Below are 22,554 nucleotides of genomic sequence, written 5' to 3'. Positions count from 1 at the left end.
GCGTTCAGAATGGGGGAGTGCCGTTCAGGCGTGCTGCACAGCCTCCACCGGCACGATCAGACTGGCGTGATTACCCTTGGGGCCTTGATGAACGTCAAACTGAACTTGTTGGCCGGCTTTTAATGTTCTGTAACCATCCATCTGAATCGTAGAGTAGTGCGCGAAGATATCTTCTCCGCCACCAATCGGACAGATAAAGCCGAAGCCCTTGGCGTTATTGAACCATTTAACAGTACCCGTCTCCATGCTTTTACTTCCCTCGCAAGACATTTTGATAATCAGGTGAGTAAATTAAAGCTGGGGTCGAGTTTGTTTAAAACTCAATCAGCTTGTGTCTGTAGAATGTAGAGAAAGGGCCCCTGGCGTCAAGCAAACCGCCGGAGAGCGCCGGGATAAAATCGTCAAAATTTGAGGCAGTTAACGCTATTGCAAATTTTGTGATGCAGGTCGCGTGCGGTTTTTTTCGCTAAAAAGCGCGGCGGCGGCGGGGCCCTTGACAGGCGTGTTAAACTCTACGTATGGACAGCTAATCGTCCGTATCGATGTGCAGAATTTCAACGGAACATTATGGCAAACACTAACGACTGGCTTAATTTTGAACACCTGGCCGAAGACAAAGCGAAAGAGGGGCTCCAGCCGCCCTCTATGTATAAAGTCATCCTGAACAATGACGATTATACGCCTATGGAATTTGTTATTGACGTTCTGCAAAAGTTCTTTTCTTATGATGTTGAACGTGCAACGCAACTGATGCTGAAAGTTCACTACCATGGAAAAGCGATCTGCGGTGTGTTTACCGCCGAAGTGGCGGAGACCAAAGTCGCCATGGTGAACAAGTATGCGCGGGAGAATCAGCATCCACTGCTGTGTACGCTAGAAAAAGCCTGAACTCGCCCTCATATCCTGGAGGTGAGGTTATCAGAGCGATAATTGGGGGAGGTGCCAAATGCTCAATCAAGAACTGGAACTCAGTTTAAACATGGCTTTCGCCAGAGCGCGTGAGCACCGTCATGAGTTTATGACCGTCGAGCATCTGTTGCTGGCATTGCTGAGCAACCCGTCGGCCAGAGAGGCACTGGAAGCCTGTACCGTCGATATTGCCGCGCTGCGGCAAGAACTCGAAGCTTTCATCGAACAAACCACACCGGTGCTGCCTGCCAGCGAAGGCGAGCGCGATACGCAACCGACGCTCTCTTTCCAGCGCGTGCTGCAGCGCGCGGTGTTCCATGTCCAGTCATCGGGCCGCAGCGAAGTTGCCGGCGCCAATGTGCTGGTCGCCATCTTCAGCGAGCAGGAGTCGCAGGCGGCTTATCTGCTGCGTAAACATGAAGTCAGCCGACTCGACGTGGTGAACTTCATCTCTCACGGCACGCGCAAAGACGAACCTGGTCAGGCGCCGCACAATGAGAATCCGGTCAACGAAGAGCAAGCAGGCGGGGAGGAACGTATGGAAAACTTCACCACCAATCTCAATCAGCTTGCTCGCGTCGGCGGAATCGATCCGCTGATTGGTCGCGACAAAGAGCTGGAGCGCACCATTCAGGTGCTGTGCCGTCGCCGTAAAAACAACCCGCTGCTGGTGGGCGAGTCGGGCGTCGGTAAAACCGCCATCGCGGAAGGGCTGGCCTGGCGTATCGTGCAGGGCGACGTGCCGGAAGTGATGAAGGATTGCACCATCTATTCGCTCGATATCGGCTCGCTGCTGGCGGGCACCAAATATCGCGGCGACTTTGAGAAGCGCTTCAAAGCGCTGCTGAAACAGCTGGAGCAGGACAACAGCAGTATCCTGTTTATCGATGAGATCCACACCATCATCGGCGCAGGCGCGGCGTCCGGCGGCCAGGTGGATGCGGCTAACCTGATCAAGCCGCTGCTCTCCAGCGGAAAAATCCGCGTGATGGGCTCAACCACCTATCAGGAGTTCAGCAATATCTTTGAAAAAGACCGCGCGCTGGCGCGTCGCTTCCAGAAGATCGACATTACTGAACCGACGCTGGATGAAACCGTGCAGATCCTGAACGGGCTCAAGCCGAAATATGAGGCGCACCACGACGTGCGTTACACCGCGAAAGCGGTGCGCGCCGCAGTGGAGCTGGCGGTGAAATATATCAACGACCGTCATCTGCCGGACAAGGCGATTGACGTCATCGACGAGGCGGGCGCGCGCGCGCGTCTGATGCCGGCCAGCAAGCGCAAGAAAACCATCAACGTGTCGGATATCGAGACGGTGGTGGCGCGCATCGCGCGTATCCCCGAGAAGAGCGTATCGGCCACCGATCGCGACACGCTGAAAAATCTCGGCGACCGCCTGAAAATGCTGGTGTTCGGCCAGGATAACGCCATTGAAGCGCTGACCGAGGCGATCAAAATGAGCCGCGCCGGACTGGGCCAGGATCGCAAGCCGGTTGGTTCCTTCCTGTTCGCCGGCCCGACCGGCGTGGGGAAAACCGAGGTCACGGTGCAGCTGGCGAAAGCGCTGGGCATCGAGCTGCTGCGTTTCGATATGTCCGAGTATATGGAGCGTCATACGGTCAGCCGTTTGATCGGCGCGCCTCCGGGCTACGTCGGATTCGATCAGGGCGGCCTGCTGACCGATGCGGTGATCAAACATCCGCATGCGGTGGTGCTGCTCGACGAGATCGAAAAGGCGCACCCGGACGTCTTTAACCTGCTGCTGCAGGTGATGGACAACGGCATGCTGACGGACAACAACGGCCGTAAAGCGGACTTCCGCAACGTGGTGCTGGTGATGACCACCAACGCCGGCGTACGTGAAACCGAGCGTAAGTCCATCGGCCTGATCCATCAGGACAACAGCACCGATGCGATGGAAGAGATCAAAAAGATCTTCACGCCGGAGTTCCGCAACCGTCTCGACAACATTATCTGGTTCCGCCACCTGTCGCCGGAGGTGATCCATCAGGTCGTGGACAAGTTTATTGTCGAACTGCAGGCGCAGCTGGACGCCAAAGGCGTTTCGCTGGAAGTCAGCGACGAAGCGCGCGACTGGCTGGCGGAGAAGGGCTACGACAAGGCGATGGGCGCGCGTCCAATGGCGCGTACGGTGCAGGAAAACCTCAAGAAACCGCTGGCCAACGAACTGCTGTTTGGCTCGCTGGTGGATGGCGGATCGGTTTCGGTGGCGCTCGACAAAGAGAAGAACCAGCTGACCTACCACTTCCTCAGCGCAGAAAAACGCAAAACGGAAGGCACGGTTCACTGATTGCCGTAGAGTAGAAATAGAAAAGGCCAGATGCGAATCTGGCCTTTTTTTTCACCGCCGTTCAGGCGGCGAATACGAAGTGGAGCCGCTTAGCGACTACGGAAGACAATGCGGCCTTTGCTCAGGTCGTACGGGGTCAGCTCAACAGTCACTTTGTCGCCCGTCAGGATGCGGATATAGTTTTTACGCATTTTACCGGAGATATGAGCGGTAACCACGTGACCGTTTTCAAGTTCTACACGGAACATGGTGTTAGGTAACGTATCAAGTACGGTACCTTGCATTTCAATATTGTCTTCTTTGGCCATCGAATCCTCTGGGTGGACTAGCTTTCAGTGAACCGGCAAAATAATGCCGAATTCCACGATTTATGTAAAGAAACGTTGGCGATAAGGCCAACGCTTCGCCGTGCTTCGCGCGCGGAGCGCGAGCATCTCGGTTAAATTCGGGTGTTTATGTGACGTCTGCGGGGGATTAGCGGGCTAAGAATCTGCATCAGTCGGCGGTAACACGCGCTCATCTGAAACAGTTCCGGGAGTGCGTAGTGATTCCCAGCCTGGCAATTCCGGCTCGCCGTTGCGAAGCGCGGACGACATACCAAACGCGACTATTATACCACTTTTGCGCCTGATTGTGTGCAAAACATCTGCGCGGGCTTAAAAAAGGGTCTGGGTGCGCCAGCATCCGGCGCTGACGGGCTGCCAGGCAAGGGTTTGAACGTACTGCAAATAGTCGACGCGCGGAATTTCGCGCGCGCCCAGCGAGGCCGTATGCGGGTTTAAAACCTGGCAATCCACCAGCCTGCCCTGGTGTTTGATAAAATGCTGGCAAAAGACCCACAGTGCGGTTTTCGACGCGTTCTCCATGCGGCTGAACATCGACTCGCCGCAGAAAATCTGGCCCAGCGCCAGCCCATACATGCCGCCGACCAGCTGGCGTTCCTGCCACACTTCAATCGAATGCGCATGTCCCAGCTCATACAGGCGCTGCCAGGCGCGCTTCACCTCGAAAGTGATCCAGGTGCCTTCCTGGCGACCGGCGGCGCAGCCTTCGACCACGTCGAAAAAGGCCTGATTCATGGTAACGCGAAACGGCGAACGCCGATGGAAGCGCGCCATACTGCGGCTGAGGTGAAACGTCTCCGGCAGCAGCACCGCGCGCGGATCGGGCGACCACCACAAAATGGGATCGCCCGGCGAGAACCAGGGAAAAATGCCGTGCTGGTAGGCGCTGAGCAGGCGGGCAGGGGAGAGATCGCCGCCCATCGCCAGCAGGCCGTTCGGCTCGCGCAGCGCCATCTCCGGCGGAGGAAAATGAAGGGATTCCCGTGACAGTTGCACCAGTCTCATCGCATCTCTACTCGCTGTTTTTTCGCTAAGACTATAGCGCAAAGCGCTGCTGGAAATGCCAGTAGCGACCCGCTTTTGAGATTAATTCCTGATGGGTGCCCTGTTCAACGATTTGGCCGTTTTCCATTACGCAGATGCGATCCAGCGCGTCCAGCCCGCTCAGCCGATGCGTCACCATAATCAGGGTCTTGCCAGCCGTGACCTGCTGCAGCAGCGCCAGGATATGGCGCTCGGTGGTGGCGTCGAGCCCTTCGGTTGGCTCATCCAGCAGCCAGAGATCGCCGTCGTGCAGCAGCGCGCGCGCAATCGCCAGGCGGCGCAGCTCGCCGCCCGACAGCGGACGGCCGCCGTCGCCGAGCCAGGCGTTCAGCCCTTCGTCACCCTCCAGCAGGCGCGCCAGGCCGGTCTGACGCAGCACGTCGCTAAGCTGCGCGTCACTGGCGTCGGGCCGCGCGATGCGCAGGTTGTCGCGCAGCGTCTGGTTAAACAGATGCACGCGCTGAGTGACAACGCTGATGCGCTGCCGCAGCGCGCGCGCATCCCAGTCGCGCAGCGCGAGGTTTTGCAGCCTGATCGACCCGCTCTCGACCTCCCATGCGCGGGTCAGCAGCGCCAGCAAGGTCGATTTGCCGCAGCCGGTCGGGCCGAGCAGCGCCACGCGTTCGCCCGCGCGCACCGTCAGCGACAGCTGGTCCAGCACCGCATCCGGGCGCTGCGGATAGTGAAAGCTGACCTGGTCGATCGCCACCGCCAGACTGCCTGCGTCAGAGGTCGAGGCGACGGGAAACGCCAGGGCGGGCGTCTGGTCAATAAGGGCGTTGACGCGCTCGGCGGCGGCGATCACCTGCGCCAGCGGCAGAAAGGCGCCGGCGACCGGCGCCAGCGCTTCAAACGCGGCCAGCGCGCAGAAGACCACCAGCGCGATGAGCGCGCCGGGCGACGCGTCGTGCGCCAGGCCACCCGCGCTCATCCACAGCAGCAGCGTCACGGTCGCGCCGCTCAGCAGCAGCAGCAGGCTTTGCGACAGCGCCTGTAAACGCTGCTGCTGGCGCTGCGCCGCCTGCCAGCGACGCTCGTCAATGTCGAGCTGCTGACGCCAGCCGGCGGCAAGGCCGTAAAGCGTCAGCTCCGCCTGGCCGCTCAGCCACTGCATCAGCCGCAGGCGCCAGGCGGCGCCCTGCAGCGCAATGGCGCGTCCGGCCGGCGCGCCCAGGCGGTAAAACAGCGGCGGCATCGCCACCAGCGCCGCCAGCATCACGCCGCCCAGCACCAGCGCCAGCCGCACATCCACCAGGCCGATGCCCAGCGTCACCACGACAATCACCACGAACGCGCCCGCCAGCGGCGCGATCACCCGCAGATAGAGATGATCAAGCGTATCGACGTCGCTAACGAAGCGGTTAAGCAGATCGCCCTGACGAAACGCCGCCAGCTGGCCCGGCGCCAGCGCAATCAGGCGGCTGAAGGTAAAGACGCGCAGATGCTGCAGCACGCGGAAAGTGGCGTCATGGCTCACCAGCCGCTCGAAATAGCGCGCGGCGGTACGCGCGATGGCCGCGCCGCGCACGCCGGCGGCCGGCAGCATGTAGTTAAAGCTGTAGAGCCCGGCGAGCCCCGCCAGCGACGAAGCGGCCAGGAACCAGCCCGACAGCGCCAGCAGGCCGATACTGGCGAGCAGCGTAACGATGGCGAGCAGCACGCCGAGCAGCAGCCGCCAGGGATGGCGCCGGAACAGGCGCAGGAAAGGACGCAGTGCGGACATCAGCCGATCTCCCGTTGACGATGCGAAACCATCTGACGAAACGGGCCGGGCTCGGCGATCAGCGCCTGCCAGCGGCCTTGCTGCGTCAGTTTGCCATCCTGCATCACCCAGATGGCGTCCCACTGCTGAAGGTGATCGAGCTGATGCGTGATCATCAGCGTGGTTTTCTGGCGCGACGCGGTGTCGAGCGCCTGCATCACATGCCGCTCGCTGCGGCTGTCGAGACTGGCGGCGGGCTCGTCCAGCAGCAGCAGGCGCGCCGGTTTATAGAGCGCGCGCGCCAGCGCGATGCGCTGCGCCTGGCCTACCGAGAGGCCAGCGCCGTCATCGCCGACCCGCGAATCAATGCCGTCGGCCAGGCGCGGCAAAAACTCGCTCACGCCGCACGCCGCCAGCAGATCCTCGAGATCGGCGTGGTGCGATGCGCCGCCCATCACAATGTTGTCGCGCAGCGTCTCGGCGGGCAACTGCGGATTCTGACCGAGCCAGGCGATGTGCTGATGCCAGGCTTCGCGGTGCATCTCGCGCAGCTCAACGCCGTTGACGCGCAGCGATCCCTGGTAGGGCAAAAAGCCGAGCAGCACGTTCATCAGTACGGTTTTGCCTGCGCCGCTCTCGCCCACCAGCGCGACGCGCTCGCCGGCCGCAAGAGTGAAGCTCAGCGGACCGCACAGGCTTTTTTTATCCACGCTGAGCGCAACAACATCCTGCGCGACGATAGCGATCGCCGCGTCGTCGGCCAGTACGGCCGAACCGGCTGGCTGCTCGGGTTCCGGACTTTCGCGCATAAAGCGCTCCAGAGCGTCCGCGCCGCCGATCGCCTGCGCTTTGGCGTGATAGAAGGTGCCGAGATCGCGCAGCGGCTGAAAAAACTCGGGCGCCAGCAGCAGGGCGACGAAGCCGGCAAACAGCGTCACGCCCTGACCATAGGCGCCGAAATGGAGTTCGCCAAGGTAGGAGAAGCCGAAGTAGACCGCGACCACCGCAATCGCCAGCGAGGCGAAAAACTCCAGCACGGCGGAGGAGAGAAAGGCGAGACGCAGCACCTCCATGGTGCGCTGGCGGAAGTCGGCGGTAGAGGCGGCGATGGCGGCGGTTTCCGCCTCGGCGCGGTGAAACAGACGCAGGGTTTCACGTCCGCGCAGGCGATCGAGAAAGTCGCCGCTCAGGCGCGCCAGCGCCACGAAGTTGCGGCGGCTGGCGTCGGCCGCGCCCATGCCGACCAGCGCCATAAACAGCGGGATCAGCGGCGCGGTCGCCAGCAAAATCAGGCCAGCCGCCCAGTTCAGCGGAAACAGGGTCAGGAGAATGCACAAGGGGATCAGCGCCGCCAGCGTCATCTGCGGCAGATAGCGCGCGTAGTAGTCCTGCATCTCCTCGATTTGCTCCAGCAGCAGCGTCGCCCAGCTGCCCGCCTGTTTGCCGCGGATCCAGGCCGGACCCAGCGCGGAAAGGCGATCCAGCACCTGCTGACGCAGCGCCCGGCGAATCGCCTGACCGGCGTGAAAGCCCGCGATCTCGCGCGCATAGTTAAGCAGCGCGCGCAGCGCAAACAGCAGCAGCAGCAGCGAGAAGGGGAGAAGAAGCTCGCCGCGCGGCCGCTGATCCACAATCAGCGCCTGCAGCAGAAACGCCAGCAGCCAGGCCTGGGCGATAATCGCCAGCGCGCTGCCCAGCCCGCAGAGCGTCGTCAGCCGCAGCCAGCGGCCGCCAGACGCGCGTTGCTGGCGCAGCCAGCGGGTAAGTTCATGTTGCCGGGTTTTGTTCATGCGAGACCGTAAGCGTTGTCAGCGACCAACGAAAGGATAAAAGGCTTTCTCTTCAGGCGCACGAATCTAGCACGGCGGCATAAAAAAAGGCGACTGAAAAACAGTCGCCCTGAATAACTAAGATCAACAGATTAACAACTTACCGATCGTTTTTAACCAGCCCATCCAGATAACGCTCGGCGTCCAGCGCGGCCATGCAGCCGGTGCCGGCGGAGGTGATCGCCTGACGATAGATATGGTCCATTACGTCGCCCGCGGCGAAGACGCCAGGGATGCTGGTCTGGGTGGCGTTGCCATGCAGCCCGGACTGCACCTTGATGTAGCCGTTTTCCAGCGCCAGCTGGCCGTCGAAAATCGCCGTATTCGGGCTGTGGCCGATAGCGACGAACAGGCCCGCCACCTCCAGCGACTCGGTTTCCGCGTCGTTAAGCGTCGAGCGCAGCGTCAGGCCGGTAACGCCCATCTGGTCGCCGACCACCTCTTCCAGCGTGCGATGGGTGTGCAGCACGATATTGCCGCTGCGCACTTTTTCCATCAGGCGGTCAATCAGGATCTTCTCTGCGCGGAAGCTGTCGCGACGGTGGATCAGATGCACCTCCGCCGCGATATTCGCCAGATAGAGCGCCTCTTCCACCGCGGTGTTGCCGCCGCCGATCACCGCCACTTTCTGGTTGCGGTAAAAGAAGCCGTCGCAGGTGGCGCAGGCGGAAACGCCTTTGCCCTTAAACGCCTCTTCGGAAGGCAGCCCCAGATAGCGCGCAGAGGCGCCGGTGGCAATAATCAGCGCGTCGGCGGTGTATTCGCCGCTGTCGCCGGTCAGGCGAAACGGGCGGTTCTGCAGATCGACGCTATGGATATGGTCGAAGATAATTTCAGTGTTGAATTTTTCGGCATGCTCATGCATGCGCTCCATCAGCGAGGGACCAGTGAGATCGTGCGGGTCGCCGGGCCAGTTCTCTACCTCAGTTGTGGTGGTCAGCTGACCGCCTTTTTCGAGGCCGGTAATGAGTACCGGATTCAGGTTAGCGCGGGCAGCATAGACCGCTGCGGTATAACCCGCCGGGCCGGAGCCCAGAATGAGCAATTTACTGTGTTTGGCCGTACTCATATGATCCTCAGTTTCATCGGCTGACAACATGACCTGGGATTGTAGGGAATTTACCGGGGCAAAAAAAGGGCTGGGAAATTTTGTTTCCAATAGCTGCAAACGGCGTAGACGATAATACCGGTTTCTGCACGCCGTCTGCGCCAAAAGGGGGCAATAATCGGTTTTTACTGGTGCAGGAGTAGAAAAATACTCATTTAAAAACAGTAACCCAGCGGTCTGTCTGGCATCTTGTCCTGAATTTGGTCTTTTTACTTTGACAATCGCCTGCGCTTTTGCGAAAACAATGGCAGAAGCGAAGAAGAAGGAGGGAGTCAAAACAGGGTTTCGTCTCTTGTTTTGCCTTTTACACCGGATAAATTACAGCCTGACATGGGTAATGACGCATGATGTGGACAGACAACATGCGTCATGCGGATGGATGCGCGAGGGCGCACAGGCTCTGATTCTTCACTTCAATAATGCCTTGAACAGTGACCGTTTTCAGGGTGTGGCAGGTAAAGGGAAGGAATTAAGAGAGACAATAATAATGGTAGACAATAAGAAACGCCCCGGAAAAGATCTCGACAGAATCGACAGAAACATCCTGAACGAACTTCAGAAAGATGGTCGTATTTCCAACGTAGAGCTTTCCAAACGCGTAGGATTATCGCCTACGCCATGTCTTGAGCGTGTGCGTCGTCTGGAGCGTCAGGGTTTTATTCTTGGCTATACCGCGCAACTTAACCCGCACTATCTTGATGCGTCGCTGCTGGTTTTCGTTGAGATTACTCTGAATCGTGGCGCGCCGGATGTGTTTGAACAGTTTAACGCCGCTGTGCAAAAACTTGAGGAAACTCAAGAGTGTCACCTCGTTTCCGGTGACTTCGACTACCTGTTGAAAACGCGCGTGCCGGATATGTCCGCCTATCGTAAGCTGCTCGGCGAAACCCTGCTGCGCCTGCCGGGGGTCAACGACACCCGTACTTACGTGGTGATGGAAGAGGTCAAACAGAGCAATCGGCTGGTGATTAAAACCCGATAACGCAGCGCAGGTGCAAAACCTGTGATATTTCGATACACTCCTGTGAATTCATACAGGACCAGCGTCGGGCTTGCCCGACGCTGTTGCCTTCATAATTTACAGGCACCTGGAGAGTTCTCTTGAGCCAGGAATACACAGAAGACAAAGAAGTTTCGTTAAAACCGCTAAGCAGTGGACGCCGTCTGCTGGAAGCGTTGCTTATTCTCGTCTCACTTTTCGCCATCTACCTGATGGTTTCTCTCGTCAGCTTCAATCCTTCCGATCCAAGCTGGTCGCAGACCGCCTGGCACGAGCCGATCCATAACCTCGGCGGCGGCGTGGGCGCCTGGCTGGCGGATACGCTGCTGTTTATTTTCGGTGTGATGGCCTACGCCATTCCGCCGGTGATCATCGGCCTCTGCTGGATCGCCTTTCGCCAGCGCGATCGCCAGGATTACATCGACTATTTCGCTATCGGCCTGCGCTTGATCGGCGTACTGTCGCTGGTGGTCACCACCTGCGGCCTGGCGGCGCTTAACGCCGACGATATCTGGTACTTCGCCTCCGGCGGCGTGATCGGCAGCCTGGTCAGCAGCGCGATTGCGCCCTGGTTCAGCCCGGCCACCGGCACGCTGGCGCTGCTGTTTGTCTGGGCGGCGGGCATTACGCTCTACACCGGCTGGTCATGGCTGACCATCGCCGAACGCATCGGCGGCGTGGTCATGGGCGTGCTGACCTTCGCCAGCAACCGCTCGCGTCGCGATGAGCCCTGGCACGAAGAGGATGAGGTCGAGTATGAGGACGCGCCGCGCGCCGTAACGGCCGCGCAGGACGAGCACGACGTGCTGCTCTCTTCGCCACGCGCCCATGCGCAGGCTGCTGCGCCGGTAGCCGACGATCCGCTGCTGGCGAAAGCGGCGGCGGCGACCGACGCCGCGCTGACCTCCGCCGTTGAAGCTGCGGGCGTCTCTGCGTCCGTCGCGCCGGCGCCGGTTGTCGAGGCCGGGTCAGCGCCGGTAGCCGCGCCGGTTTCAGCGCCTGCCGCTTCTGCGCCGTCAGCGCCGTTCCAGCCCGCAGCGGCTATGCCCCAGCAGGCTGCCAGTACCGTTACTCCAGCGCCGCAGCAGGCTAGCAGCGTCGCTACCCCAGCACCGCAGCAGGTCACCAGCGCCTTTACGCCAGCGGTCGCTCAGCCAGAGCCGCCCGTTGCGCCTGCGCCGGTCGAACCGCCGCGTTATCACTTTGAAATGCCTCAGCAGACGCCTGAGCCCGCCTTCTCGCAGTGGGAAGAGGACGACGGCCCGCAGATGGGCAACTGGCGCGACGCCGATATGGGCGCTGCGGCCACCGCGGGCGCGGCGACAGCCGCCGCCGCCGCGCAGGCCGCGACCACGCCGCTGTTCGACATCGCCCCGGAAGGGGATTTCAACCCGCAGGTGAAGCAGGGTATCGGTCCGGCGCTGCCGCGTCCTAACCCGGTCAAACTGCCGACGCGCCGCGAACTCGCCTCATACGGCATTAAGCTGCCTTCACAGCGCATGGCGGAAGAGAAAGCCAAAGCGGAAGAGCAGCAGCGCGCCGACGCCGTCGCGCAGCCCGTTGACGCTGAGCCAGCATGGCAGGAAGAGGATGCTCAGGAGCAGGCGCAGCTGCGTGCCGCGTTCGCCAGCCAGCAGCAGCAGCGCTACGGCGAAAGCTGGCAGCCGCAGCAAGAAGAGCACGAAGAGGCGGCGGAGCAGGCCGCGCTGGCGCAGCAGTTCGCCGCGCAGCAGCAGCAGCGCTACGACGAAGAGCCGGAAGCGCAGGCGCCTGCCTTTAGTCTCGACACCTCTGCCGCATTCGACTTCTCGCCGATGAAAGATCTGGTGGACGACGGCCCTAACGAGCCGCTGTTTACCATCGCCAGCGCGCCGGAGCCGAAAGCCCCGGCGGCGACGCATACGCCGTGGCAGCAGCCTGCGGAAGCGCCGGTGGCGCAGCCCGCTATGCCTGTGGCCGCGCCGTCAACGACCGCCGCTTACGGCTCCGCTGCGTCTGAACCCGCGGCTTACTCGCCCACCGCGCCGACGCAAACCTCTGCGCCAGCGGCGTACGAGCGCGCTGCACCGACGCAAACGCCTGCGGCTTATCAACCCGCTGCGCCAGTACAGACGCCTGCGCCTGCGGCTTATGAACCCGCTGCGCCAGCACAGACGCCTGCGCCTGTGGCTTACGAACCTGCTGCGGCAGTTCAGACGCCTGCCGCTGCCCAGCCGCAGTCCGGCTCGCTGGATAACAGCCTGATCCATCCGTTCCTGATGCGCCATAACCAGCCGCTGGAGAAACCCTCTACGCCGCTGCCGACGCTGGATCTGCTTACCTCGCCGCCTGCGGAAGAGGAGCCGGTCGATATGTTCGCGCTGGAGCAAACGGCGCGTCTGGTTGAAGCGCGCCTGGGCGACTATCGCGTCAAGGCGGAAGTGGTCGGCATCTCGCCTGGCCCGGTGATTACCCGCTTCGAGCTGGATCTGGCGCCTGGCGTCAAGGCTGCGCGCATCTCCAACCTGTCGCGCGATCTGGCGCGTTCAATCTCCGCAGTGGCGGTGCGCGTGGTGGAAGTGATCCCCGGCAAGCCCTATGTTGGCCTGGAACTGCCGAACAAGCATCGCCAGACGGTCTATTTGCGCGAGGTGCTGGACTGCGCCAAATTCCGCGATAACCCGTCGCCGCTCGCCGTGGTGCTGGGAAAAGATATCGCCGGTCAGCCGGTGGTCGCGGACCTGGCGAAGATGCCGCACCTGCTGGTGGCCGGTACCACCGGCTCCGGTAAGTCGGTCGGCGTCAACACCATGATTATCAGCATGCTCTATAAGGCGACGCCGGAAGAGGTGCGCTTTATTATGATCGACCCGAAAATGCTCGAGCTGTCGGTCTACGAAGGCATTCCGCACCTGCTGACCGAAGTGGTCACCGATATGAAAGACGCGGCCAACGCGCTGCGCTGGAGCGTCGGCGAGATGGAGCGTCGCTATAAGCTGATGTCGGCGCTGGGCGTGCGTAACCTGGCGGGCTACAACGAAAAAGTCGAGCAGGCGGAAGCGATGGGCCGTCCGATCCCCGATCCGTTCTGGAAACCGGGCGACAGCATGGATATGATGCCGCCGGTGCTGGAAAAACTGCCCTATATCGTGGTGCTGGTGGATGAGTTCGCCGACCTGATGATGGCGGTGGGCAAAAAGGTAGAAGAGCTGATTGCGCGTCTGGCGCAAAAGGCGCGCGCCGCGGGCATCCACCTGGTGCTTGCGACGCAGCGTCCCTCCGTGGATGTGATCACCGGCCTGATCAAGGCCAACATCCCGACGCGTATCGCCTTTACCGTGTCGAGCAAAATCGACTCGCGCACCATCCTCGATCAGGGCGGCGCCGAATCGCTGCTGGGGATGGGCGACATGCTCTATATGCCGCCGAACTCCTCTATGCCGGTGCGCGTGCACGGCGCCTTTGTTCGCGACCAGGAAGTGCATGCGGTGGTGCAGGACTGGAAAGCGCGCGGACGTCCGCAGTACATTGAAAGCATTACCGCTGGCGAAGAGAGCGAAGGCGGCGGCGGCGGGCTGGAAGGCGACGAAGAGCTGGATCCGCTGTTCGATCAGGCGGTGGCCTTCGTGGTCGACAAGCGTCGCGCCTCGATTTCCGGCGTGCAGCGTCAGTTCCGCATCGGCTACAACCGCGCCGCGCGTATTATTGAACAGATGGAAGCGCAGGGCATCGTCTCGGAGCCGGGTCACAACGGCAACCGTGAAGTGCTCTCGCCGCCGCCGCACGAAATGTAGCGCGACACGCTTTGCAACAAACAATCATGGGCCAGTTTTCACTGGCCCATTGTTTACGCGCGGTTTGCCCCCTATATCAGATAACGCTTTCGGGTTTTTCTCCTGGCTCAATGCCGGAACGGCGACCAGAATTAAAACGGGTTTCACTGGACAGAGATAAATAAGGAATTGAAGCGGATGAAATTAAACCTAATCGTGCCTGGCCTGTTGGCCGTTTTCGCATCAGCCAGCGTGATGGCGGACGCCTCCAGCGACCTGCAGCAGCGCCTGAATAAAGTAAATAGCTTCCACGCCAGCTTTAGCCAAAAAGTGACCGACAGCAGCGGCGCCAACGTGCAGGAAGGCGAGGGCGAACTCTGGGTAAAACGTCCCAGCCTGTTTAACTGGCACATGACCGCCCCGGATGAGAGCGTGATTATCTCCGACGGCAAAAACCTGTGGTTCTACAATCCGTTCGTGGAACAGGCGAGCGTCAGCCTGTTGAAAAACGCCACCAGCAACACCCCGTTTATGCTGATTGCGCGCAACCAGCCGAGCGACTGGCAGCAGTACAACATCAAGCAGCAGGGTGACGCCTTTGAGCTGACGCCCAAAAACAGCGATGGCAATCTCAAGCAGTTCACTATCAACGTGACCTCTGCCGGCACCATCAATCAGTTCAGCGCCATTGAGCAGGATGGCCAGCGCAGCAGCTATCAGCTGAAGAGCCAGAAGAACGGCGCTATCAGCCCGGATAAATTTACCTTCACGCCGCCGAAAGGGGTGACGGTAGACGACCAGCGTCAGTGAGGTAAGCGTGGGTAATCTGTCTCTGGACTTTTCCTCTGAGGATTTTAAGCCGCTGGCGGCGCGTATGCGCCCCGAAACGCTTAAGCAGTACATTGGCCAGCAGCACCTGCTGGCGCCGGGCAAGCCTTTGCCGCGCGCTATCGAGGCTGGCCATCTTCACTCGATGATCCTCTGGGGACCGCCGGGCACAGGCAAAACCACGCTGGCGGAGATTATCGCGCGCTACGGCAATGCCGACGTCGAGCGTATCTCCGCCGTCACCTCCGGCGTTAAAGAGATCCGCGAGGCGATTGAGCGGGCGCGGCACAGCCGTCAGGTGGGGCGCCGCACTATCCTGTTCGTCGACGAAGTGCACCGCTTCAACAAAAGCCAGCAGGATGCGTTTTTACCGCATATTGAAGACGGCACCATCACCTTTATCGGCGCTACCACCGAGAACCCCTCGTTCGAGCTTAACTCCGCGCTGCTGTCGCGCGCGCGTGTCTACCTGCTGAAGTCGCTCACCACCGAGGATATCGAGCAGGTGCTCGATCAGGCGATGCAGGACAAGACGCGCGGCTACGGCGACAGTGATATTCTGCTGCCCGATAACACGCGCCGCATGATCGCCGAGCTGGTGAGCGGCGATGCGCGCCGCGCGCTGAATACGCTGGAGATGATGGCGGATATGGCGGAGAGCAACGCGCAGGGCAAGCGCGAGCTGACGCCGCAGCTGCTGACCGAGGTCTCCGGCGAGCGCGCCGCGCGGTTTGACAACAAGGGCGACCGCTTTTACGACCTGATCTCCGCGCTGCATAAATCGGTGCGCGGCTCCGCCCCGGACGCCGCGCTCTACTGGTACGCGCGCATTATCACCGCCGGCGGCGATCCGCTCTATGTGGCGCGGCGCCTGCTGGCGATTGCCTCAGAGGATGTCGGCAACGCCGATCCGCGCGGCATGCAGGTGGCGATCGCCGCCTGGGACTGCTTTACCCGCGTCGGGCCCGCCGAGGGCGAACGCGCCATCGCGCAGGCGATCGTCTATCTTGCCTGCGCGCCGAAAAGCAACGCCGTCTATACCGCCTTTAAAGCGGCGATGCGCGACGCGCGCGAACATCCCGACTACGACGTGCCGGAGCATCTGCGCAACGCGCCGACCAGACTGATGAAAGAGATGGGACTGGGCAAAGAGTACCGCTACGCCCATGACGAAGATCACGCCTATGCGGCCGGCGAGGTCTATTTTCCGCCGGAAATGGCGCAGACGCGCTACTACCAGCCGACCCAGCGCGGGCTGGAAGGCAAAATTGGTGAAAAGCTCGCCTGGCTGGCTGAACAGGATCAAAATAGCCCGACAAAACGCTACCGCTGAAACAGGCGTTACGGTAAGGTGAGCAAGGATTTCAATGCATTCCCGCGGGAGTGCATCCCTTCATTCTTTCAACCTTTTATTACACAGGATAAGCATGCTCGATCCCAATCTGCTGCGTAATGAGCCAGACGCAGTCGCAGAAAAACTGGCACGCCGAGGATTCAAACTGGATGTGGAAACGCTGCGCTCCCTCGAAGAGCGTCGTAAAGTGCTGCAGGTAGAAACCGAAAACCTGCAGGCAGAGCGCAACTCCCGATCCAAATCCATCGGTCAGGCCAAAGCACGTGGGGAAGACATCGAGCCGCTGCGTCAGGAAGTGAACGCGCTGGGCGAACGCCTGGATGCGGCCAAAGCGGAACTGGACGCCCTGCAAAACGACATTCGCGACTTCACGATGGCGCTGCCTAACCTGCCGGCAGACGACGTGCCGCTGGGCAAAGATGACAGCGAAAACCAGGAAGTCAGCCGCTGGGGCGAGCCGCGCCAGTTTGATTTCCCGGCGAAAGATCACGTCGAACTGGGCGAAATGGCCAAAGGCCTCGACTTTGCCTCCGCCGTGAAGCTGACAGGCTCGCGCTTTGTGGTGATGCAGGGCCAGATCGCCCGTCTGCATCGCGCGCTGAGCCAGTTTATGATCGATCTGCATACCGAACAGCACGGCTATCTGGAAACCTACGTGCCTTATTTGGTTAACCACGCGACCCTGTACGGCACCGGTCAGCTGCCGAAATTTGGCGAAGACCTGTTCCATACCCGTCCGCTGGAAGAGGAGTCAGAGAGCAGCAACTATGCGCTGATCCCGACGGCGGAAGTGCCGCTGACCAATCTGGTGCGCGACGAGATTGTAGAAGAGGAGAGCCTGCCGATCAAACTGACCGCGCATACGCCATGCTTCCGTTCTGAAGCGGGCTCCTACGGACGCGATACGCGCGGCCTGATCCGCATGCATCAGTTCGACAAGGTGGAGATGGTGCAGATCGTCGCGCCGGAAACCTCCATGGACGCGCTGGAAGAGCTGGTTGGCCACGCGGAGAAAGTGCTGCAGCTGCTTAATCTGCCCTACCGCAAGGTGCTGCTCTGCACCGGCGATATGGGCTTTGGCTCCACCAAGACATACGATCTGGAAGTGTGGCTGCCGGCGCAGAACACCTATCGCGAAATCTCTTCATGCTCCAATATGTGGGATTTCCAGGCGCGCCGCATGCAGGCGCGCTGCCGCAGCAAAACCGACAAGAAGCCGCGTCTGGTGCACACCCTGAACGGCTCAGGTCTGGCGGTTGGCCGTACGCTGGTGGCGGTGCTGGAGAACTATCAGCAGGCTGACGGACGTATTCAGGTGCCAGAAGTGCTGCGCCCTTATATGAACGGCGTCGAGTTTATCGGCTGATTCAGATGCATTAAATTAAACCCGGAGCCATCCGGGTTTTTTTATGCCTGAAACCGGCAAAAAGTTATCAGAAATAAATGTTATCGTCGCTCACTGTGGCGTCGCGCTTAAAAATCCTGTTTTTCATTAAGATAGCGCTAAAGGCCGTCCCGTTTGACACTTCTATAACCTACTGAAGATTAATAAATTAAATTATCCTGCAGCAAAATGTGCTGCGCCTTTTTTTTGTGCTTTTCCTTTATTTTCGCCGGTGGCAAACTGCGCGCAACTTCCTCTCTTCTCTTTGGTTTTATCCCTATGTCAACCTGGTCACGTCCCGTGGTGCTGCTGCTTTGCGGCCTGCTTTTGCTGACGGTCGCAATTGCTGTGCTCAATACGCTGGTTCCGCTGTGGCTGACTCACGACGCGCTGGCTACCTGGCAGGTAGGCGTGGTGAGTTCCTCTTTTTATACCGGCAATCTGGCAGGCACGCTGATGGCGGGCTGGCTGATTAAGCATTACGGTTTCAACCGCAGCTACTATCTGGCGACAGCGATTTTCGCCGCGGCGACCGCCGGTTTGATTATGATGGATGGCTTCTGGGCCTGGTCGATACTGCGTTTTAGCGCCGGGATAGGCTGTGCGTTGATTTGGGTCGTGGTGGAGAGCGCGCTGCTCTGCAGCGGCACGGTACGCAACCGCGGTCAGCTGCTGGCTGCCTATATGATCGTTTACTATCTGGGCACCGTGGCGGGTCAGCTGCTGGTCAGCAAAGTCTCTACCGAGCTGTTTAGCGTTATTCCGTGGCTCACCGCGCTGATGATCTGCGCCATCCTGCCGCTGGTGTTCGTTAAGGTGACCGCCGCCAGCGAAGCGACCGACGCCGCGCCCGGTAAAATCTGGCCGATGCTGCGCCGTCGCAGCTCCAGGCTCGGCATTAACGGCTGTATTATTTCCGGCATCGTGCTGGGATCGCTCTATGGACTGATGCCGCTTTATCTCTCTCATCAGGGGATGAGCGACGCCAACGTCGGCTACTGGATGGCGCTGCTGGTGAGCGCCGGCATCGTCGGACAGTGGCCGGTTGGCCGTCTCGCCGATCGCTTCGGCCGTTTGCTGGTGCTGCGCGTGCAGGTGTTTGTGGTGATTTTGGGCGCGCTGGCTATGCTGACCAACGCCGCAATGGCACCCGCGCTGTTTGTGCTGGGGCTGGCGGGCTTTACGCTCTATCCGGTGGCGATGTCATGGGCATGCGAGACCGTGGCGCATCATGAGCTGGTGGCGATGAATCAGGCGCTGCTGATGAGCTATACGCTGGGCAGTCTGGCGGGTCCGAGCATGACGGCGGTGCTGATGCAGAGCTATTCCGACCGCATTCTGTTTGTGATGATCGCCGGCGTGGCGCTGGTCTACCTGATGATGCTGCTGCGTAAGGCCGATCAGCAGGCGACGCCGGTGGCGCACGCCTGACGTCAGGGCAGTCATAAAAAAGGGAGCCATCGGCTCTAATGTTTGGCAGTTAAGCACGGGGTACTCACGCAGTCTGGTGCCGCTCAGGGGCGGGCGCTCCTCGCGCCGCTGACGCGGTACCTTCACGCCATTCGTCTGCCTGACGGACCGGTGGGGATGGAACCTCCCTGTTCCAGCCCCACCTTTCGCCCGCATCCCTGCGGGCTCTCCTGGCAGACGCATTCTGTTCAGCGCTGCGAAATGCCCGCACCAGCATACCCACACGCATTAATGAAAAGGCCGCCATTTAGAGAAAATAGCGGCCTTACCTGAACATGATCTCAACTGACAAGCATTAAGGCATCGGCTCTCTTTTACGTTTAATACATCACATGATGACCGTAACTAGCGAGAATGTTCTTCACGCGCTCCATGGTCTCTTTGGTCGGCGGATTCACGCCGTCGAGCTTGTACTCTTCGCCCATCGCAATCCATTTATGCTTGCCCAGTTCATGATAGGGCAGCAGCTCAATCTTCTCGACGTTATCCATATCCCGGGTGAACTCGCCCAGCCGGTGCGCGGAATCATCGTCATCAGAATAGCCAGGCACCACCACGTATCGGATCCAGGTGCGTTTGCCTTTCTTCTGCAGGTAGCGGGCAAAGTCGAGCGTGCGGTGGTTGGAGACGCCGACCAGAATCTGATGCACCTCATCGTTGATCTGCTTCAGATCGAGCATCACCAGATCGGTGACCTCCAGCAGTTCGTCAATCACCGGATCGTAGCGGCGCACGAAACCGTTGGTATCGAGACAGGTATGAATGCCTTCCGCCTTGCAGGCGCGGAACCAGTCGCGTACAAACTCGGCCTGTAAAATCGCTTCGCCGCCGGACGCAGTCACGCCGCCGCCAGAGGCGTTCATAAAGTGGCGGTAGGAGACCACGTCCTTCATCAGCTCCTCGACGGTGATGGTTTTTCCGCCGTGCGTGTCCCAGGTGTCGCGGTTATGGCAGTAGAGGCAGCGCATCAGGCAGCCCTGAAAGAAGGTGATGAAACGGATGCCGGGACCGTCAACCGTCCCGCAGGATTCGAATGAGTGGATACGACCGATGCAAGACATTGCGATGTATTCTCCAGGTTAACCTGCCAGCAGGCGCACAATCTCTGTTGTGCTCGGTGATAAAGTCAGTTTTAACTGGTTCCTGCGCTGAGGAGCGCAGTTAAAACGGGCCTTAGAGAAAAGGCTCCCGAAGGAGCCTTGAGACAGCTCAGCGCATCAGGCTTACAGCGATTTGGTGAAGGTTCGCGTAATCACATCCTGCTGCTGCTCTTTGGTCAGCGAGTTAAAGCGCACCGCATAGCCAGAGACGCGAATGGTCAGCTGCGGATAGTTCTCAGGATGCTCCATCGCATCCAGCAGCATTTCGCGGTTCATCACGTTGACGTTGAGATGCTGGCCGCCTTCGATGCTCGCTTCATGATGGAAATAACCATCCATCAAACCGGCAAGGTTAGTTTTACGCACGTCGTCGTCTTTACCCAGCGCGTTCGGCACGATTGAGAAGGTATAGGAGATACCGTCTTTCGCGTAGGCGAAGGGCAGTTTCGCCACCGAGGTCAGCGAGGCGACGGCGCCTTTCTGATCGCGGCCGTGCATCGGGTTGGCGCCTGGGCCAAAAGGCGCGCCGGCGCGACGACCATCCGGGGTGTTACCGGTTTTCTTACCATAGACCACGTTAGAGGTAATGGTCAGTACTGACTGAGTCGGCACGGCGTTGCGATAGGTGGCGAGCTTCTGAATTTTCTTCATGAAACGTTCAACCAGGTCGCAGGCCAGGTCATCGACGCGCGGGTCATTATTACCAAACTGCGGATATTCGCCTTCGATTTCGAAGTCCACCGCCAGGCCGTCTTCGTCACGCACCGGTTTCACTTTGCCGTATTTAATCGCGGAAAGCGAGTCGGCAGCCACTGACAGACCGGCGATACCGCAGGCCATGGTGCGATAGACGTCGCGGTCATGCAGCGCCATCAGCGAAGCTTCGTAGCTGTACTTGTCATGCATGTAGTGAATGATGTTCAGCGCGGTGACGTACTGCTTCGCCAGCCAGTCCATGAAGTGGTCCATACGTGCCATCACGGTGTCGAAATCGAGCACGTCGTCCATTACCGGCGCCTCTTTCGGACCGACCTGCATTTTCATTTTTTCATCCATGCCGCCGTTGATTGCGTACAGCAGGGTTTTCGCCAGGTTGGCGCGCGCGCCGAAGAACTGCATCTGTTTACCAACGATCATTGGGCTGACGCAGCAGGCAATGGCGTAGTCGTCATTGTTGAAGTCGGGACGCATCAGATCGTCGTTCTCATACTGCAGAGACGAGGTGTCGATCGAAACTTTTGCCGCGTATTTTTTGAAGTTCACCGGCAGTTTTTCTGACCACAGAATGGTCATGTTCGGCTCCGGCGACGGGCCCATGGTGTAAAGGGTATTCAGGAAGCGGAAGGTGGTTTTTGTCACCAGCGTGCGGCCATCGACGCCCATGCCCGCCAGGGATTCAGTAGCCCAGATCGGGTCGCCGGAGAAGAGTTCGTCATATTCCGGCGTACGCAGGAAGCGCACCATACGCAGTTTCATCACCAGATGGTCAATCAGCTCCTGCGCTTGCTCTTCGGTGAGTTTACCAGCCTGCATATCGCGTTCGATATAGATGTCGAGGAAGGTTGAAACGCGACCGAACGACATGGCGGCGCCGTTTTGTGATTTCACCGCGGCCAGGTAGCCGAAGTAGGTCCACTGCACCGCTTCCTGCGCGTTAGTCGCCGGGCCAGAGATATCGCAGCCATATTTCGCCGCCATCTCTTTAATCTGAGCAAGGGCGCGATGCTGTTCCGCAATCTCTTCGCGCAGACGGATAGTGGCTTCCAGATTGACGCCGTTTTCCAGGTCGCTCTGCAGCGAATTGAACTGCGCCAGTTTGTCCTGCATCAGGAAGTCGATGCCGTACAGGGCGACGCGGCGGTAGTCGCCGATGATGCGGCCACGGCCGTAGGCGTCCGGCAGACCGGTCAGCACGCCTGATTTACGGCAGCGCAGGATATCCTGGGTATAGACGTCGAACACGCCCTGGTTATGGGTTTTACGATACTCGGTGAAGATTTTTTTCAGCGCGGGATCCAGTTCGCGGCCATAAACCTTGCAGGAGCCTTCCACCATTTTGATGCCGCCGAACGGAATAATGGCGCGTTTCAGCGGGGCTTCAGTCTGTAAGCCGACGATTTTTTCCAGCGATTGATTAATATAGCCGGCGTCGTGCGCGGTAATAGTCGACGCGAGATCGGTGTCGAAGTCGACGGGCGCATGGGTGCGGTTTTCAATTTTGATCCCTTCCAGTACGGCATTCCACAGCTTAGTGGTGGCGTCTGTGGCGCCTGCCAGGAAGGACTCATCGCCCTCATACGGGGTATAGTTCTTTTGAATGAAGTCGCGAACGTTTACGCTGTTCTGCCATTCGCCGTTGGCGAATCCTTCCCAGGCCGCAGCCTGTTTTGCATTCAGATCGGTCATGATATACCTG

At 59.7% G+C, this 22,554-nt stretch carries 16 protein-coding genes; 8 read left to right on the top strand and 8 right to left on the bottom strand.

Features of this window, described 5'->3' with window-relative positions; translation table 11 throughout:
• Positions 1-24: 24 nt before the first annotated feature.
• Entirely contained in the window at positions 25-246 is a 222-nt protein-coding gene (gene cspD, locus B2J69_RS02250; protein ID WP_081135917.1) for a cold shock-like protein CspD, read from the bottom strand.
• A gap of 321 nt (positions 247-567) precedes the next feature.
• Between cspD and clpS the strand changes: the two genes are divergently transcribed.
• Both clpS and clpA read left to right on the top strand, forming a co-directional pair.
• Positions 568-888 (top strand): ATP-dependent Clp protease adapter ClpS, encoded by a 321-nt coding sequence (gene clpS / locus B2J69_RS02245; RefSeq protein WP_033751321.1) that lies wholly within the window; start codon positions 568-570, stop codon positions 886-888.
• Positions 889-946: 58 nt separating this feature from the next.
• Positions 947-3,223, top strand: a complete 2,277-nt coding sequence (clpA, locus tag B2J69_RS02240) for an ATP-dependent Clp protease ATP-binding subunit ClpA (RefSeq protein ID WP_081135915.1) — start codon at positions 947-949, stop codon at positions 3,221-3,223.
• 89 nt (positions 3,224-3,312) lie between these two features.
• Here the strand turns inward: clpA and infA are convergent, their stop codons facing one another.
• From infA to trxB, 5 genes are all read right to left on the bottom strand, one after another.
• Complete coding sequence (infA, locus tag B2J69_RS02235) at positions 3,313-3,531, bottom strand: translation initiation factor IF-1 (protein ID WP_002211347.1); 219 nt, start codon at positions 3,529-3,531, stop codon at positions 3,313-3,315.
• A gap of 348 nt (positions 3,532-3,879) precedes the next feature.
• Positions 3,880-4,572, bottom strand: a complete 693-nt coding sequence (gene aat, locus B2J69_RS02230; RefSeq protein WP_081135909.1) for a leucyl/phenylalanyl-tRNA--protein transferase — start codon at positions 4,570-4,572, stop codon at positions 3,880-3,882.
• 31 nt (positions 4,573-4,603) lie between these two features.
• Positions 4,604-6,334, bottom strand: coding sequence for a heme ABC transporter ATP-binding protein/permease CydC (gene cydC, locus B2J69_RS02225; protein WP_081135906.1), 1,731 nt, complete (start codon positions 6,332-6,334; stop codon positions 4,604-4,606).
• Positions 6,334-8,103 carry a heme ABC transporter permease/ATP-binding protein CydD gene (gene cydD, locus B2J69_RS02220; RefSeq protein WP_081135903.1) on the bottom strand — a complete coding sequence of 590 codons (1,770 nt, stop codon included), beginning with the start codon at positions 8,101-8,103 and terminating at the stop codon, positions 6,334-6,336. The genes cydC and cydD overlap by 1 nt, the downstream gene beginning before the upstream one ends.
• Positions 8,104-8,242: 139 nt before the next feature.
• Positions 8,243-9,211 (bottom strand): thioredoxin-disulfide reductase, encoded by a 969-nt coding sequence (gene trxB, locus B2J69_RS02215; RefSeq protein ID WP_081135901.1) that lies wholly within the window; start codon positions 9,209-9,211, stop codon positions 8,243-8,245.
• A 526-nt stretch (positions 9,212-9,737) separates the two neighbouring features.
• Here trxB and lrp point away from each other — a divergent pair.
• The 6 genes from lrp (at position 9,738) to B2J69_RS02185 (ending at position 18,999) form a co-directional block, all read left to right on the top strand.
• Positions 9,738-10,232 (top strand): leucine-responsive transcriptional regulator Lrp, encoded by a 495-nt coding sequence (lrp, locus tag B2J69_RS02210; protein WP_006118610.1) that lies wholly within the window; start codon positions 9,738-9,740, stop codon positions 10,230-10,232.
• Positions 10,233-10,351: 119 nt separating this feature from the next.
• Positions 10,352-14,023, top strand: a complete 3,672-nt coding sequence (locus tag B2J69_RS02205) for a DNA translocase FtsK 4TM domain-containing protein (protein WP_081135898.1) — start codon at positions 10,352-10,354, stop codon at positions 14,021-14,023.
• Between the two features lie 177 nt (positions 14,024-14,200).
• The gene (gene lolA / locus B2J69_RS02200) at positions 14,201-14,812 is read left to right on the top strand and encodes an outer membrane lipoprotein chaperone LolA (protein WP_081135895.1); all 612 of its coding nucleotides are present in this window, start codon (positions 14,201-14,203) and stop codon (positions 14,810-14,812) included.
• A gap of 7 nt (positions 14,813-14,819) precedes the next feature.
• The gene (locus B2J69_RS02195; RefSeq protein ID WP_081135892.1) at positions 14,820-16,163 is read left to right on the top strand and encodes a replication-associated recombination protein A; all 1,344 of its coding nucleotides are present in this window, start codon (positions 14,820-14,822) and stop codon (positions 16,161-16,163) included.
• A 94-nt stretch (positions 16,164-16,257) separates the two neighbouring features.
• Positions 16,258-17,550 (top strand): serine--tRNA ligase, encoded by a 1,293-nt coding sequence (gene serS, locus B2J69_RS02190; protein ID WP_081135889.1) that lies wholly within the window; start codon positions 16,258-16,260, stop codon positions 17,548-17,550.
• A gap of 297 nt (positions 17,551-17,847) precedes the next feature.
• On the top strand, positions 17,848-18,999 hold the full coding sequence (locus B2J69_RS02185; protein ID WP_081136359.1) for an MFS transporter: 1,152 nt from the start codon (positions 17,848-17,850) through the stop codon (positions 18,997-18,999).
• Positions 19,000-19,358: 359 nt separating this feature from the next.
• Here B2J69_RS02185 and pflA read toward each other — a convergent pair whose 3' ends face one another.
• Positions 19,359-20,099, bottom strand: coding sequence for a pyruvate formate lyase 1-activating protein (pflA, locus tag B2J69_RS02175; RefSeq protein ID WP_081135886.1), 741 nt, complete (start codon positions 20,097-20,099; stop codon positions 19,359-19,361).
• Between the two features lie 162 nt (positions 20,100-20,261).
• Positions 20,262-22,544 (bottom strand): formate C-acetyltransferase, encoded by a 2,283-nt coding sequence (gene pflB, locus B2J69_RS02170; RefSeq protein ID WP_081135883.1) that lies wholly within the window; start codon positions 22,542-22,544, stop codon positions 20,262-20,264.
• Between the last annotated feature and the right edge of the window lie 10 nt (positions 22,545-22,554).

The sequence above is a fragment of the Pantoea latae genome (assembly GCF_002077695.1).
In the GTDB taxonomy this organism is placed as follows: domain Bacteria; phylum Pseudomonadota; class Gammaproteobacteria; order Enterobacterales; family Enterobacteriaceae; genus Pantoea; species Pantoea latae.
The sequence above is the reverse complement of the archived record's forward strand: the minus strand, read 5'-3'. Positions and strand labels throughout refer to the sequence as shown.